This window comes from Yersinia sp. 1252 StPb PI (assembly GCF_048593885.1).
GTDB classification, from domain to species: Bacteria; Pseudomonadota; Gammaproteobacteria; order Enterobacterales; family Enterobacteriaceae; genus Yersinia; species Yersinia enterocolitica_E.
Map to the genome: position 1 here is coordinate 1 of NZ_JAZGQE010000129.1, position 14,439 is coordinate 14,439.

The following is a 14,439-nucleotide window of genomic DNA, read 5'->3' on the forward strand; positions in this document are numbered from 1 at the left end:
CCGAATCACTGACTCATGTCAGCTCATCGGGATGCACTTACTTGCCGCCTTCCTGCACCTTGAAATCTATAGGGTATATGTGTGGTCATCTTTCAAATTGCAGGTGCGTTGGCTGCATTCGCTTACCCGAATCACTGACTCATGTCAGCTCATCGGGATGCACTTACTTGCCGCCTTCCTGCACCTTGAAATCTATAGGGTATGTGTGGTCATCTTTCAAATTGCAGGTGAAATTCGAACCAAGGGAAACACTCCGTTCGGGTCGTAGTGGCGCGAGCCACCGGAGCGGCTGTAGGAGTGGTCGGCCTTGGCTCAATCTGTGTAAATTAAGTTGTTATCACGCCAGCCACGTTTCAATCTGGCGTTGTATACCCGCAGCATCTAACCCAAACTCAGCGCGCATTTCCTCTTGTTCACCTTGTGGCACAAAGCTGTCCGATAAACCGAGATTCAGTACCGGCACTAATTGCCGTTTCGCCATCAGCAATTCATTCACGCCACTACCCGCACCACCCATGATGGCGTTCTCTTCCACGGTGACTAATACCTCATGGCTGGCAGCCATTTCCAGTACCAACGCCTCATCCAATGGCTTCACAAAACGCATATCCACCAAGGTGGCATTGAGGTTATCGGCGACGAACTGGGCCTGAGCCAGTAAAGTACCAAAGCATAATATGGCAATCTTTTCACCTTCACGACGCACAATACCTTTACCTATCGGCATGATCTCTAACGGTTTCAGGTCGGTACCGGTGCCGTTGCCACGTGGGTAACGTACCGCCGCAGGGCCGTGGTGGTGATAACCGGTGTGAAGCATCTGACGGCACTCGTTTTCATCACTTGGGGTCATGATGACCATATTTGGAATGCAGCGCATGAATGAGAGGTCAAACGCACCCTGATGGGTTTGGCCATCCGCACCCACCAGGCCACCACGGTCAATAGCAAATAGAACGGGCAGGTTTTGGATGGCAACATCGTGAATCAGTTGGTCATATGCTCGTTGCAGGAAGGTGGAGTAGATAGCCACAATCGGTTTGTAGCCCCCAATGGCTAATCCTGCGGCAAAGGTCACTGCATGTTGCTCAGCGATAGCCACATCGAAATATTGCTGGGGGTATTCCCGAGAGAAACGCACCATCCCAGAGCCTTCGCGCATAGCAGGGGTGACGGCCATTAACTGGCTGTCTTTGGCGGCGGTTTCACATAACCATTCACCAAAAATCTTGGAGTAAGTCGGCAGGCTACCCTGGCTTTTCGGCAAAGTACCGGAGGCGGGATCAAACTTCGGCACTGCATGCCAGCCAATCGGATCTTTCTCAGCCGGTGCGTAGCCTTTGCCCTTTTTAGTCATGATGTGCAGCAGCTGCGGGCCTTTCAGGTCACGCATGTTTTTCAACGTTTGTGCCAATGCTTGCACATCGTGCCCATCAACCGGGCCAATATAATTAAAGCCTAACTCTTCGAATAAGGTACTTGGCACCACCATCCCTTTTAGGTGCTCTTCAGTCCGTTTCAAGAGGTCTTTAATCGGTGGTAAGCCAGAAAATGCCTTTTTGCCACCTTCACGCAGGCTGGCATAGAGCTTACCCGATAATAACTGAGCCAGATGATTGTTCAAACCACCGACATTTTCTGAGATAGACATTTCGTTATCGTTGAGGATAACCAGCATGTCTGAGTGAATATCACCGGCATGATTCATTGCTTCGAAAGCCATACCCGCTGTAATAGCACCGTCACCGATAACACAAACAGTCCGCCGCCCTTTACCTTCCCGTTCAGCTGCGACAGCCATCCCCAGGCCTGCACTGATTGAGGTTGAGGAATGGCCAACCGAGAGCACATCATATTCACTTTCACCACGCCAAGGGAAAGGATGTAAACCATCTTTCTGGCGAATAGTACCGATCTGTTCGCGACGACCGGTTAATATTTTGTGGGGATAAGCTTGATGACCTACGTCCCACACCAGATGGTCGAAAGGTGTGTTGTAGACGTAATGCAACGCGACAGTTAGCTCGACTACGCCCAGCCCGGAAGCAAAGTGCCCACTGGAGCGACTGACGGACGCGAGCAAATACTGGCGTAGTTCATCACATAACTTCGGCAGGCTTTCTTTTGGCAACATGCGCAGTTCTTCAGGATTTTCTGCAAGTGCCAATGTCGGGTATTTGGCTATATCAAGGCTCATTCGATGCTCATATCAAAAGTGGGTGCATACCCTTAGAATCTGTTGCAGCAGAAGGGTTTGCTTTGCCTGACTGCAACGCTAAGTTCTTGGGGTATATCAGCGTTTATTAACGGTCAGTATATTTCTAATTATCACGCTCAATAATAAAACAGGCTAACGCCTGCAACGGCGCTATGTTATAGGATTGCTCTGACAAGGCATTCAGGGCGCTGAGCGCTTCCTGATACAGATCCATCGCTTTAGCTTTAGCGCAATCTAACCCCAGCAGTGCCGGATAAGTGCTTTTGCCGAGTTGTTGATCTGAACCCTGACGTTTACCAATTGTAGCTGTATCGCCAATAACGTCTAAGATATCGTCCTGAACCTGGAAAGCCAGACCAATGGCCTCACTGTACCTGTCAAGTAACGGTAACGCTTCGCGCCCTGCTGTGCCCGCAGCCAATGCACCGAGGCGAACCGCGGCACGGATCAATGCGCCGGTTTTGTGGCGGTGGATGCGTTCAAGCTCTTCCAGTGAAATCTGGCGCGCTTCGGCTTCCAGATCCAATGCCTGACCCCCACACATCCCCGCGACACCGCTGGCCTTAGCTAATTCGGCAATCATCGATAAGCGATCTTTATCTGCCACATCGGGCATCTCCGCTTCAGCCAGAATAGAGAACGCGAGCGTTTGCAGTGCGTCTCCCGCCAGAATGGCATTGGCCTCACCAAATTTCACATGGCAAGTCGGCTGCCCACGACGTAAATCATCGTCATCCATCGCCGGTAAATCATCATGAATCAATGAATAGGCATGGATACATTCAATTGCCGCCGCAGGAGCATCTAAATTAGTCAGCGACAGACCAAACATTTGGCCGGTGGCATAAACCAGATAAGGGCGCAGCCGCTTACCGCCGAGCACGGCACCATAACGCATGGCGGCGACTAAGTCGCTGTCGCCAAAGGGTAGCGGAGCAATAAAATCAAGCAGCGCCTGATTGACCCGTTGCTGATGAGCTGCAAGTTGATGATAAAAATCAGCAGATGAGTGGGCGATAGACATAAGGCTATTCAGTATCCGGGGTGAAAGGTGCCAAGGGTGCATCTACATCATCACTGAGAAGAACTTGCACTCGCTGTTCCGCTTGTAACAAGGTTTGCTGCCCCTGACGGGCCAGTTGCACACCCCGTTCGAATTCGTTTAACGCTTCTTCCAGCGGTAATTCACCGGACTCCAGGCGGGTCACAATCTGTTCCAGTTCACTGAGGGATGTCTCAAAACTGGTCACTTTGGTTTCTGGTGTTGCGGGTTTTTTCGCCATAGCTCTATTCGACTCGATATTTTTATGAAACGTAACATTAATGGTGCGTAACGCATTCCTGCTAATGAGGTTTTTTCTGAGAGTAACTCACCATACCAATTACATTCGGGCCAAAAAATTATTACCGGCTATTCTAGCGGATAATGAAGGGGAAATCGTGACGTTTAAGTCGGGTTTTTAGTACGCAGTGGCACGTCTAATAGTGATATACTCCTCGGCTTGCATGTTTTCGCTAAAGCCTTTGACTGTTGCTATCAATAGCAGCGCCATCACTCCATAACCAGACAACTAAAGACCGCCATGAAGTTTATCATTAAATTGTTCCCAGAAATCACCATCAAGAGTCAATCTGTGCGATTGCGCTTCATTAAGATCCTTACTACGAATATCCGCAATGTACTGAAAAACCTTGAGGACGATACCCTCGCGGTAGTCCGTCATTGGGATCATATTGAAATTCGTACCAAAGATGACAATCTTGGCCCGGTTATCTGTGATGCGTTGACCCGCGTGCCGGGGATTCACCATATTCTCGAAGTAGAAGATCGCAGCTACACCGATATGCACAATATTTTTGAGCAGACACTGGCAGCCTATCGCGAGACACTGATCGGGAAAACTTTCTGTGTGCGGGTGAAGCGCCGCGGTAAGCATGAATTTTCGTCAGGTGATGTTGAACGTTATGTTGGCGGCGGTCTGAATCAACATATTGAAAGTGCAAAAGTTAAACTGACCCATCCTCAGGTTACGGTTCATTTAGAAATTGATCAGGACAAACTGACACTGATCAAGGCGCGTCATGAAGGGTTGAGTGGTTTCCCGATCGGCACACAAGAAGATGTGTTATCGCTGATTTCAGGCGGTTTTGACTCGGGTGTGTCCAGCTATATGCTGATGCGTCGTGGTTGCCGCGTGCATTATTGCTTCTTCAATCTCGGCGGCTCGGCTCATGAAATTGGTGTCAAGCAGGTAGCTCATTATCTGTGGAACCGTTTTGGCAGCTCCCATCGGGTGCGTTTTGTTGCTATTGATTTTGAACCGGTTGTCGGCGAAATTCTCGAAAAAGTCGAAGATGGTCAGATGGGCGTAGTACTCAAGCGCATGATGGTGCGTGCGGCATCGCAGGTTGCAGAACGTTATGGTGTGCAGGCACTGGTTACCGGTGAAGCACTGGGGCAAGTTTCCAGCCAAACATTAACCAATCTGCGGTTAATTGATAATGCTTCAGACACCCTGATTTTGCGCCCACTGATTTCCCATGATAAAGAGCACATCATTAATCTGGCGCGGCAAATAGGCACTGAAGATTTCGCAAAAACCATGCCGGAATATTGCGGCGTGATTTCCAAAAGCCCTACGGTGAAAGCGGTCAAAGCCAAGATTGAAGAAGAGGAGTCCCACTTTGATTTCTCTATTCTGGACCGGGTCGTCAGCGAAGCTAAAAACGTTGATATTCGTGAAATTGCCGAGCAAAGCCGTGAGCAGGTTGTTGAGGTTGAAACCGTTGCTGAACTGGCCGATACCGATGTGTTGCTGGATATTCGCGCACCGGATGAGCAGGACGAAAAGCCGCTTAACGTGGGCAGTGTAGAAGTTCACGCATTACCGTTCTATAAACTGAGTTCGCAATTCGCCAGTCTGGATCAGAGCAAGACTTATCTGCTGTATTGCGATCGCGGGGTGATGAGTCGTTTGCAGGCGCTTTACTTGCGTGAGCAGGGGTATACAAACGTAAAAGTGTACCGCCCTTAGTTTTTGAATAATTGACGGCTACTGCGCGTGTGGATTTTGGGCTTGCGCAGTGCTCGAACTCCTCACGTACTATGTGTACGCTCCGGGTTCTGCGCGCAGGGCGCACCCAGACTGACTTTGCTCGCGACGCCTTGTTGGGGATAGTCAGCAGCCTCGCAGAGGCGAGGCTCATGGACGGGCCGAGTAGTGCGCGTAGCTAACAACCCTGCGGCTTCAAGTCTGAAGGGTATAGTTATAAATCCCTGGCGGTAGTACCAACTGCCAGGCGATTTCTTCGGCCTTTTCCCTGCCGAGCAGCAAAAATACGATCTTCAGTGCGAAATCGATGGAAGTACCCGGCCCTTGGCTGGTGACCAAATTCACCCGCCGATCATAAACTACCCGCTGATCCATCCATTTAGTGGCATCGATTTTATCTTTCAGTGCTGGGAAGCCGGTCATATTGCCAACAGGGAACAAATTGTGATGCTCAAGTACCAAGGCGGGAGCAGCGCAAATGGCGGCCACCAGTCGTCCTTCATTATGGGTTTGACGCACAGTAGCAACCAGCAGCGGGCTATCGCGAAAACATTCCGCACCTTTTATACCACCAGGCAGGACCACCACATCAAATTTCTGATCCGCCACATCCACTAAACGGGTATCTGCCAGCAAGCGGACACCGCGTGAACAGACAATTTCCAATGCTCCATCACTGGCGACACTGGCGGTTGTTACCTCGATACCGGCGCGCACCAGAACATCAATAGTGGTGACCGCCTCGGTCTCTTCGCTACCAGGAGCCAGGCAAACCAGCGCCGATACGCTCATACTCATTTTCCTTACGTTTTATTAAATCATATAAGTGGGCATTTTCCGGTAACGTCATACCGTGGTTGCGCGCACGCCGCAGTAAATAACCAGTAATGTAATCTATCTCGGTATGCCGCTGGCAGCGTAAATCCTGCAATAACGACGAGGTATTATCTGCGGTACTCTGGATAACATCGTTAACATAGCTTAACAGGCTGCTGGTTGAGGTGTGGTAGCCCTCCATCTCCATAACACTGGCTACCTCGGCACATAAACTGCTAATCAGCTCCGGGTAGCGCTGCAAGTCACCATTGCGGCAGTTATACAGCCCTGTGAGCGGGTTAATTACACAGTTTACCGCCAGTTTTTGCCAACAAGCTGCTGATATATCGTTATGCCAGGCGACATCCGGCAGTGCCTGATGTAGTACATCGGCCAGATGGCTGATATCTATTGCCGCTGGCGAGGTTGGGCCAATATGCGTAACCCCACTGGCAACATGGACTATCGTGTTGCCGTCATGTCGGGCTGCATGAGTGGTTACACCATGCAGGAAGGTATACTCATGGCGCGGCAGTTCGTCCTCTGTGCCCATACCATTATGCAGCAGTAAAATTTTACACTCAGGGTTAAGCTTGGGTAATAGGGCGATGACAGCGCTGGATACTTGCCACGCCTTTAAGCACACCAGTAATAATTCACTTTTCGACAAATGCTCTGGATCATTAGTCGGTAGGTTCTGGTTGAACGCCTCATTGCTTAACGTAATAACATTGACTGAACAAAAGGGCTGTGGCACACGGAGCCAGCCTTGTACATCATGGCCTTGCTGATACAGCGCTGATAGCCATAACTGCCCGAGAGCTCCGCAACCAAGCACAGTAATTTTCATTGAAACCCCCTTGGTGTAAGCGGAAAGCACACTGCATCGTTCTAAATGTTATGTGTTGATTATAGACTTTTTAGTCATTAAACGCAGGGCTAGCAACAAATCGGGTCCGTTAATAACCGCGGCTTCGTTGAGTAATTGTCTGCGGCATGGCTTTGTCTGCGTAGATAAAGCGGTTATTATGCTTGCCAGTCATCTTATCAGGAGGAGGGAATATGCCATCTTTCGACATCGTATCTGAAATTGATATGCAGGAAGTGCGTAACGCAGTTGAAAACGCCACCCGTGATCTGGCGAACCGTTGGGATTTTCGTAATGTTCCGGCGAGTTTTGAGCTAAATGAAAAGAACGAAAGTATCAAAGTCGTCAGCGAATCTGATTTTCAGGTTGAGCAGTTGTTGGATATCTTACGTGCTCAATTGAGCAAGCGTGGTATTGAAGGTGCTGCATTAGAAATCCCGGAAGAGATGGAGCGCAGTGGGAAAACCTACAGTGTGGACGCCAAGCTGAAACAAGGGATCGAAAGTGTCCAGGCTAAGAAGCTGGTTAAGCTGATTAAAGACAGCAAGCTGAAAGTTCAGGCACAAATTCAGGGCGAACAAGTCCGGGTAACAGGCAAGGCGCGTGATGATTTACAGAGTGTCATGGCCTTGATTCGTGGTGCTGATCTGGGGCAGCCGTTCCAGTTCAATAACTTCCGCGACTGATATTGAGTTAACGAGCCAGGTACAAAGGTGTTGATAGCCTTTGTACCTTAGCGCTCTCTTATACCGCGTTAACTAACTGCTCTAACTGGTTGCGATTAGTCTGTTTGGTATCAACTTTGATATATGCACTGCGTTCGGCCATCACTACAACCGCTTCTGTCACCCCTGGCTGAGCCTTGAGCCGCTGTTCCAATGCGGAGTCTTTCACCGCCAATTCAGATAAGGTAATGCGCAGGCTACTGACATAGGGCGGTTCTTGCATAGTGGCACTGACTGCAAACCACACGAGCGCAATCACCGCACCGCCAGCAAACACCATACTTGCCCCTTCCATGCCAAATAGCCATCCCCCCAAGCTGCCGCCAATAGCTACGCCAATAAATTGACTGGTGGAATAGATCCCCATTGCCGTGCCTTTATACCCGGCTGGTGACTCTTTACTGATCAACGAGGGTAAAATAGCCTCCATCACATTGAACGCAATGAAGAATAATTGCACACCAGCAATAATCACCCAGAGGTTGTGGCCGGCAGACCACAGCACTACTTCGGCGGCAAACAGCACCGCAACGCAGCCCATAAAGACCTGTTTCATGCGGCGTTTGACTTCAGCATAAATAATGAACGGCACCACCGCTGCGAATGAAATCAGCATTGTCACCAGATACACTTTCCAGTGTTGAGCCGGGACTAAACCTGCGCTGGCCATAATCTGCGGTAATGCAACAAAGCTCGACATCAGCAAAATATGCAGGCACATAATGCCAAAATTGAGCTTAAGCAACCGGCTGTTACTTAACACCTTACTGACGCTACCTTTAACAATACTGGACTCGCGGTTAAGTACATGGTTATCAGCATCCGGCACCACAGCTAATGTAATGACAATCCCTAATAGCGCCAGTATGGCGATAGCCCAGAACAGGGCATGCAGGCCAAAGGCATGAGTGACTATTGGCCCGAGCACCATGGCAATCGCAAAGGTAATACCAAAACTGACACCGATAAATGCCATGGCTTTGGTGCGATTTTGTTCACGGGTCAAATCAGATAGCAGCGCCATGACGGCGGCGGCAATGGCACCGGAGCCTTGTAGCGCGCGGCCCAGAATAATGCCCCAAATAGAGTCACTCATGGCAGCAATCACACTACCAAGGGCAAAAATTAACAGGCCGCCCACGATCAGCGGTTTGCGGCCAATACGATCGGAAACTAATCCAAAGGGGATCTGAAAAATAGCTTGAGCCAGTCCGTAGATGCCAATGGCTATGCCGATTAGCGCTTCGCTGGCGCCAGACAGTGCCATACCATAGGTGGTGAGAACCGGCAAAACCATAAACATGCCCAGCATGCGCAGTGAGAAAACGCTGCCCAGCCCCCAGGTTGCCCGAAGCTCAAGCGGAGTCATTTTATTGTCGTTCATTACACCTCAAAAAACATTCTGCACGATATCGTCATCTTTCAAGGTGCCGGTGTGTTGGCCGCACTTTGAAATCTATAGGGTGTATTGTAATGATGTTAATAGGGGCCGGTAAATCTATTGATGTTTAGAATGTATTACAGGCGAGATTTTAGGTGAAAGCAGGGTAGGGCAGAAAGAGAAAGTGGCTGGCAGGAACAGGCCCATCAGCCACTCTATTTGTGTCTATCAATGCGCTAGGTGTTACCCGACGTAAGTCAGTAATCCAACCGAGGAAGGGACATTGAAATCGACTGACATCATGACGCTCAATGATGTAATAGCAATGATTGAGAAGACAAAGAGTTTTCTCGCCCATACGCTGTCATTGGTCGCTTTGTAGCCACGTAATGCCATACCCAGCCACCAGACACTGACCGCCGCTGCGACAACCAGATACTTATAACCGGCATAACCACTTAATGTCAGCATCAGGGTCGCAACCATAAACGCCAGAATATACAGGGTAATATGGTTTTTGGTGACCGATATGCCTTTTATTACCGGCAGAACCGGAATGTTGGCAGCCTGATAATCCTTAAAGCGGAAAATTGCGATGGCATAGGAGTGCGGCATCTGCCACAGACTGAAAATCAGCAGCAAAATCAATGCACCCATATCGAACTGGCCGGTGACCGCACAGTAACCAATTACGGGTGGTGCGGCTCCTGACAAGCTGCCGATCAATGTTCCGTAGACTGACTTGCGTTTCATGTAGAGGCTATAAACCCCGACATAGATAACGAAACCGATAATCGCCAGCATCATTGCTAATAGATTGGCGGCCACGTAGAGCAACAGCATGCCAACAATACCCAGTACGGACGCATAAATCAGGCTCACTTTCGGATCGATAAGCCCTTTGACCAGGACACGATTCTTCGTTCTCTCCATGATGCTATCGATATCACGGTCGATATAGTTGTTAAATACGCACCCGGAGGCAACAACTAACGAGACACCGATCAGGGTGACGAGAAAAAGGGGGTAATCAATCACGCCTTTGGAAGCGAGGAGAAATCCCCCAACGACAGAAATTAAATTGCCGAAAATAATTCCTGGTTTAGTTACTTGCAGGTATTGCTTAATCATCACATGCAGCTCTTCAGTCAACCATCATATTGATGTTGAGGTTGTACATAATCCAGAGTGAGCCCACTACAACGATTGCGATAATCATAGCGGTGAACAGGAACGCCACCAGATTCCAACGTTCTTCAGACGATCCATTCATGTGCAGGAAGTACACCAGATGCACAATAATCTGCACCACAGCTAAACCGACCACTGTGGCCAGAATAGTTGTATGAGAGGCGGTACCACTCATCACCATAGCGAATGGAATAACTGTCAGAATCACCGATAGAATGAAGCCAATAAGATATGACTTCAAGCTACCGTGGCTGGCTCCACCGTGAGTCGTTGTTGGGTGACTAGATGTTGGATGACTCATTACATGACTCCTAACAGATAGACAACGGTGAATACGCAGATCCACACCACGTCCAGGAAGTGCCAGAACAAGCTCAGGCACATCAGACGGGTGCGGTTGGTTTCATTCAATCCGCGTTTTGCTACTTGAATCATCATAATGATGATCCAGACCAGACCTGCGGTAACGTGAATACCGTGGGTGGCAACCAGTGCGAAGAAGCTAGACAGGAACGCACTGCGATCCGGGCCATAGCCTTCAGCAATCAGGTGATGGAATTCATAGATTTCCATTGCCACAAAGCCCAGACCGAACAAGAAGGTCAGACCCAACCAGGTGTTGACCTGGTTTTTATGGCCTTTGTTCATGCCCAGCATCGCAATGCCGTAAGTAATACTACTGAACAACAACAGGAAGGTTTCGACCAGAACAAAGTTCAAATCGAAGATATCCCGCCCTGAAGGACCGCCAGCGGTCCCGTTTACCAGCACTGCATAGGTTGCGAACAAGGTCGCAAACAAAATACAGTCGCTCATCAGGTAGATCCAGAAGCCGAAGACTTTCGTCGCTCCCGCATCGTGATGCCCATGCTCTGCATGGGCGACGTTGTGGTTAGTCAGAGTTTCAGTTGACATGATTCACGCCTGCTTTGCTGATTTGTTCATGATGAAGATCCTCAATGCGCTCAACTTCTGCAACTGGCACATAGTAATCAACATCCTCGTCGAAGCTCTTCACAATCCAGGTAACAATCATGCCGACGAAGCCAATAATGGCCAGCCACCAGATGTACCAGATCATGGCAAAGCCGAAGATCAAGCTGAAGCCAGCAATAATCACACCTGCACCGGTATTCTTCGGCATGTGGATTTCTTCGTATTTCGCCGGACGTTTGTACGCTTCACCTTTCTCTTTCATATCCCAGAACTCGTCACGGTCAACAACTTCAGGCACTACGGCGAAGTTATAGAACGGCGGTGGGGAAGAGGTAGACCACTCCAGCGTACGGCCACCCCATGGGTCACCGGTCAAGTCACGATTTTGTTCGCGGTCACGGATACTGACGAAGACCTGAATAACCTGACACAAAATACCGCAGGCAATCAGTACTGCACCACCAGCAGCCACCATCAACATCGCGTGGAATTCTGGATTGATATCTTGGCTCAGACGACGGGTCATACCCATAAAGCCCAGAACATACAGCGGCATAAAGGCTACGAAGAAACCGATTATCCAGAACCAGAAGGCACGGATACCCCATTTCTCATTAAGCGTAAAGCCAAAGGACTTAGGCCACCAGTAAGTCAGGCCAGCAAAGCAACCGAACACCACACCACCGATAATCACGTTATGGAAGTGGGCAATCAGGAACAGGCTGTTGTGCAGTACGAAGTTCGCACCTGGAACCGCCAGCAGAACCCCGGTCATCCCACCGATAGAGAAGGTGATGATGAAGCCAATGGTCCACAGCATTGCAGAGTGAAACTGAATACGGCCCTGATACATGGTGAACAACCAGTTGAAGATTTTCACCCCGGTCGGGATGGAAATGATCATCGTAGCTATACCGAAGAAGGCGTTAACGTTGGCACCGGATCCCATAGTAAAGAAGTGGTGTAGCCAAACGATAAATGACAATACGGTGATAGCGATGGTTGCCCAAACTAAAGAGGTGTAACCAAACAGACGTTTTTTAGAGAAGGTCGCAGTAACCTCGGAGAACACCCCGAACACCGGCAGGACCAAAATGTACACTTCTGGATGGCCCCAGGCCCAAATCAAGTTGATGTACATCATCATGTTGCCACCCATATCATTGGTAAAGAAATGGGTGCCAAGGTAACGGTCCAGAGTCAGTAACGCGACAGTTACGGTCAGGATCGGGAAGGAAACGATAATCAAAATGTTGGTGCAAAGTGCCGCCCATGTGAAGACAGGCATCTTCATCATCGACATGCCAGGTGCACGCATTTTCAAAATAGTGGCGAAGAAGTTAACACCGGTCAACAAGGTCCCCAGACCGGAGATTTGTAGACTCCATATCCAGTAATCTACCCCGACACCTGGGTTGTACTCTTTACCTGATAGTGGCGGATAGGCCAACCAACCGGTTCCCGCGAATTCACCGACCCCCAGAGAGATGTTAATTAACACCACCCCGACCACAAAGAACCAGAAGCTCAATGAGTTCAGGAACGGGAAGGCAACGTCACGAGCACCGATTTGTAGCGGTACGACCACGTTCATCAGACCCACAACAAAAGGCATCGCCATGAAGAAAATCATGATAACGCCGTGAGCGGTGAAGATCTGATCATAGTGATGAGGTGGCAGGAAGCCGGCCTCACCAGCGGAAGCAAGTGCTTGCTGGCTACGCATCATGATAGCGTCGGCAAAACCACGCAACAGCATGACCATGGCGACCAGGATATACATGATACCGATTTTTTTATGGTCAACCGAAGTCAGCCATTCGCTCCATAACCATTTCCATTTGCCGAAATAGGTCAGAGCAGCAACAAGAGCCAGCCCACCCAGGACAATTGCAGCAACGGTAACCATAATGATTGGTTCGTGTAGCGGAACCGCATCAAGTGTTAATTTTCCCAACATCGTTTTATTCCTCGGCTCCGGCGTGAGCGGCGTGTTCGCCCATATCCATGCCCTGGCTCATATCCATACCTGAATGGGTATCATCGCCTTTCTGGTGCATGTTCATATCGCCCATAAACTTGCCAATAATTCCTTTAAACAGCTCCGGTTTAACACTGGAGAAATACTCAACCGGGTTATTTTCGCTCGGTTCAGCCAGTTTATTGAAATCGTCAGTGGTATTCAGGGTGTTCGGCGATTTTTTCACCTGTGCGACCCACTGGTTGAACTCTTCCTGCGTCGGTGTTGCGATTGCAGTGAATTTCATACCAGAGAAGCCTTTGCCACTGAAGCTACTGGAAATACCATTATATTTACCAGGTTCGTTAGCAATCAGATGCAGTTTGGTTTGCATCCCGGCCATCGCATAAATCTGCCCGCCTAACTGAGGGATAAAGAACGAGTTCATTACTGAGTTAGAAGTGATTTTGAAATTCACCGGAACGTCAGTAGGGAAGGCCAGTTCATTAACTGTAGCAATACCTTGTTCTGGATAGATAAACAGCCATTTCCAGTCAAGGGAAACCACTTCAATAGTGATCGGTTCTTTACCAGCCACTACGATAGGTTTGAACGGGTCAAGTTCGTGGGAGGTTTTCCAGGTTATCGTCGCCAAAATAGCGATGATAATGATTGGAACAGCCCAGACAACAAGCTCAATTTTGTTGGAATGGGACCAGTTGGGGGTGTAGGTCGCACTTTTGTTGGACGCGCGGAACTTCCATGCAAAAGCAAACGCCATAAAAATAACCGGAACTACGACGATCAACATTAAACCGATAGCAGTAAGTATCAGTGTTTTTTGTTCGACTCCGATTGCGCCTTTGGGGTTCATCAATGCCATATCGCAACCACTGAGCATTACAGTGGCTGCAAATAAAGACAACATACCCATATTTTTAATGTATTTCTTAAGTCTCATCTAACGACCTCAATTACAAAAGGGCTCTATTGTCGTTTCATGTGTGCGGGCATTTTACGGGAAGGTTGCAAGACTGTAAACATGCTTAAGATTGTGTCAGCGGCTTGTTGACACTTTATGTTAAGGGGGTCACAGATGTTGCCTTGCGTGGTAATTTACTAATAGCAACAATATGTTGGCGGTGGGACATAGTTGCCAGACTGCGGATGTTAAGGAAAAACAACAGTAATTAGCCTTTTACTCATGGGAAATACTGATTTTAAATTCGTAGATAGACTTATTTTGTGTAAATAATATGTGGTGTAAAAGTAAATTAAAATATATTCCGAG

14 protein-coding genes are annotated in these 14,439 nt (G+C 48.9%); 3 read left to right on the forward strand and 11 right to left on the reverse strand.

The annotated features are described in order from the left end of the window. On the forward strand, positions 1–268 hold a 268-nt coding region (locus tag V2A85_RS16720), incomplete at its 5' end, for a hypothetical protein (protein WP_420071886.1). A 69-nt stretch (positions 269–337) separates the two neighbouring features. On the opposite strand, the gene dxs is transcribed toward V2A85_RS16720, so the two are convergent. The 3 genes from dxs to xseB form a co-directional block, all read right to left on the reverse strand. Continuing rightward, entirely contained in the window at positions 338–2,197 is a 1,860-nt protein-coding gene (gene dxs / locus V2A85_RS16725) for a 1-deoxy-D-xylulose-5-phosphate synthase (RefSeq protein ID WP_420071887.1), read from the reverse strand. 124 nt (positions 2,198–2,321) lie between these two features. Beyond that, positions 2,322–3,242 (reverse strand): (2E,6E)-farnesyl diphosphate synthase, encoded by a 921-nt coding sequence (ispA, locus tag V2A85_RS16730; protein ID WP_372558186.1) that lies wholly within the window; start codon positions 3,240–3,242, stop codon positions 2,322–2,324. A 4-nt stretch (positions 3,243–3,246) separates the two neighbouring features. Further along, entirely contained in the window at positions 3,247–3,501 is a 255-nt protein-coding gene (xseB, locus tag V2A85_RS16735) for an exodeoxyribonuclease VII small subunit (protein WP_372558187.1), read from the reverse strand. A 300-nt stretch (positions 3,502–3,801) separates the two neighbouring features. Between xseB and thiI the strand changes: the two genes are divergently transcribed. Then, positions 3,802–5,253, forward strand: a complete 1,452-nt coding sequence (thiI, locus tag V2A85_RS16740) for a tRNA uracil 4-sulfurtransferase ThiI (protein ID WP_372558188.1) — start codon at positions 3,802–3,804, stop codon at positions 5,251–5,253. Positions 5,254–5,466: 213 nt separating this feature from the next. Here thiI and yajL read toward each other — a convergent pair whose 3' ends face one another. Then, complete coding sequence (gene yajL, locus V2A85_RS16745; protein ID WP_372558189.1) at positions 5,467–6,063, reverse strand: protein deglycase YajL; 597 nt, start codon at positions 6,061–6,063, stop codon at positions 5,467–5,469. Next, positions 6,026–6,937 (reverse strand): 2-dehydropantoate 2-reductase, encoded by a 912-nt coding sequence (panE, locus tag V2A85_RS16750; RefSeq protein ID WP_420071888.1) that lies wholly within the window; start codon positions 6,935–6,937, stop codon positions 6,026–6,028. Before panE ends, yajL begins: the two co-directional genes overlap by 38 nt. A gap of 212 nt (positions 6,938–7,149) precedes the next feature. On the opposite strand from panE, the gene V2A85_RS16755 reads away from it, so the two are divergent. Then, a complete protein-coding gene (locus V2A85_RS16755; RefSeq protein WP_083160041.1) occupies positions 7,150–7,641 on the forward strand; it encodes a YajQ family cyclic di-GMP-binding protein in 492 nt (163 codons plus the stop codon). A gap of 58 nt (positions 7,642–7,699) precedes the next feature. Here the strand turns inward: V2A85_RS16755 and V2A85_RS16760 are convergent, their stop codons facing one another. From V2A85_RS16760 to cyoA, 6 genes are all read right to left on the reverse strand, one after another. Then, entirely contained in the window at positions 7,700–9,064 is a 1,365-nt protein-coding gene (locus tag V2A85_RS16760) for an MFS transporter (RefSeq protein WP_102970458.1), read from the reverse strand. Between the two features lie 240 nt (positions 9,065–9,304). Beyond that, positions 9,305–10,192 (reverse strand): heme o synthase, encoded by an 888-nt coding sequence (gene cyoE / locus V2A85_RS16765; protein ID WP_420071889.1) that lies wholly within the window; start codon positions 10,190–10,192, stop codon positions 9,305–9,307. 13 nt (positions 10,193–10,205) lie between these two features. Then, entirely contained in the window at positions 10,206–10,553 is a 348-nt protein-coding gene (locus V2A85_RS16770) for a cytochrome o ubiquinol oxidase subunit IV (protein ID WP_032812973.1), read from the reverse strand. Continuing rightward, entirely contained in the window at positions 10,553–11,167 is a 615-nt protein-coding gene (locus tag V2A85_RS16775) for a cytochrome o ubiquinol oxidase subunit III (protein ID WP_083160037.1), read from the reverse strand. Before V2A85_RS16775 ends, V2A85_RS16770 begins: the two co-directional genes overlap by 1 nt. Then, positions 11,157–13,148: a cytochrome o ubiquinol oxidase subunit I gene (gene cyoB, locus V2A85_RS16780; RefSeq protein ID WP_372558192.1), complete on the reverse strand. Its 1,992-nt coding sequence runs from the start codon at positions 13,146–13,148 to the stop codon at positions 11,157–11,159. Before cyoB ends, V2A85_RS16775 begins: the two co-directional genes overlap by 11 nt. Before the next feature lie 4 nt (positions 13,149–13,152). Next, positions 13,153–14,109 carry a cytochrome o ubiquinol oxidase subunit II gene (gene cyoA, locus V2A85_RS16785; protein ID WP_083160033.1) on the reverse strand — a complete coding sequence of 319 codons (957 nt, stop codon included), beginning with the start codon at positions 14,107–14,109 and terminating at the stop codon, positions 13,153–13,155. Between the last annotated feature and the right edge of the window lie 330 nt (positions 14,110–14,439).

What these genes read in the sequence shown, in the direction of transcription:
- dxs (WP_420071887.1), bottom strand. Translation starts at nt 2,197, where the DNA reads ATGAGCCTTGATATAGCCAAATACCCGACATTGGCACTTGCAGAAAAT.
- ispA (WP_372558186.1), bottom strand. Translation starts at nt 3,242, where the DNA reads ATGTCTATCGCCCACTCATCTGCTGATTTTTATCATCAACTTGCAGCT.
- xseB (WP_372558187.1), bottom strand. Translation starts at nt 3,501, where the DNA reads ATGGCGAAAAAACCCGCAACACCAGAAACCAAAGTGACCAGTTTTGAG.
- thiI (WP_372558188.1), top strand. Translation starts at nt 3,802, where the DNA reads ATGAAGTTTATCATTAAATTGTTCCCAGAAATCACCATCAAGAGTCAA.
- yajL (WP_372558189.1), bottom strand. Translation starts at nt 6,063, where the DNA reads ATGAGCGTATCGGCGCTGGTTTGCCTGGCTCCTGGTAGCGAAGAGACC.
- panE (WP_420071888.1), bottom strand. Translation starts at nt 6,937, where the DNA reads ATGAAAATTACTGTGCTTGGTTGCGGAGCTCTCGGGCAGTTATGGCTA.
- V2A85_RS16755 (WP_083160041.1), top strand. Translation starts at nt 7,150, where the DNA reads ATGCCATCTTTCGACATCGTATCTGAAATTGATATGCAGGAAGTGCGT.
- V2A85_RS16760 (WP_102970458.1), bottom strand. Translation starts at nt 9,064, where the DNA reads ATGAACGACAATAAAATGACTCCGCTTGAGCTTCGGGCAACCTGGGGG.
- cyoE (WP_420071889.1), bottom strand. Translation starts at nt 10,192, where the DNA reads ATGATTAAGCAATACCTGCAAGTAACTAAACCAGGAATTATTTTCGGC.
- V2A85_RS16770 (WP_032812973.1), bottom strand. Translation starts at nt 10,553, where the DNA reads ATGAGTCATCCAACATCTAGTCACCCAACAACGACTCACGGTGGAGCC.
- V2A85_RS16775 (WP_083160037.1), bottom strand. Translation starts at nt 11,167, where the DNA reads ATGTCAACTGAAACTCTGACTAACCACAACGTCGCCCATGCAGAGCAT.
- cyoB (WP_372558192.1), bottom strand. Translation starts at nt 13,148, where the DNA reads ATGTTGGGAAAATTAACACTTGATGCGGTTCCGCTACACGAACCAATC.
- cyoA (WP_083160033.1), bottom strand. Translation starts at nt 14,109, where the DNA reads ATGAGACTTAAGAAATACATTAAAAATATGGGTATGTTGTCTTTATTT.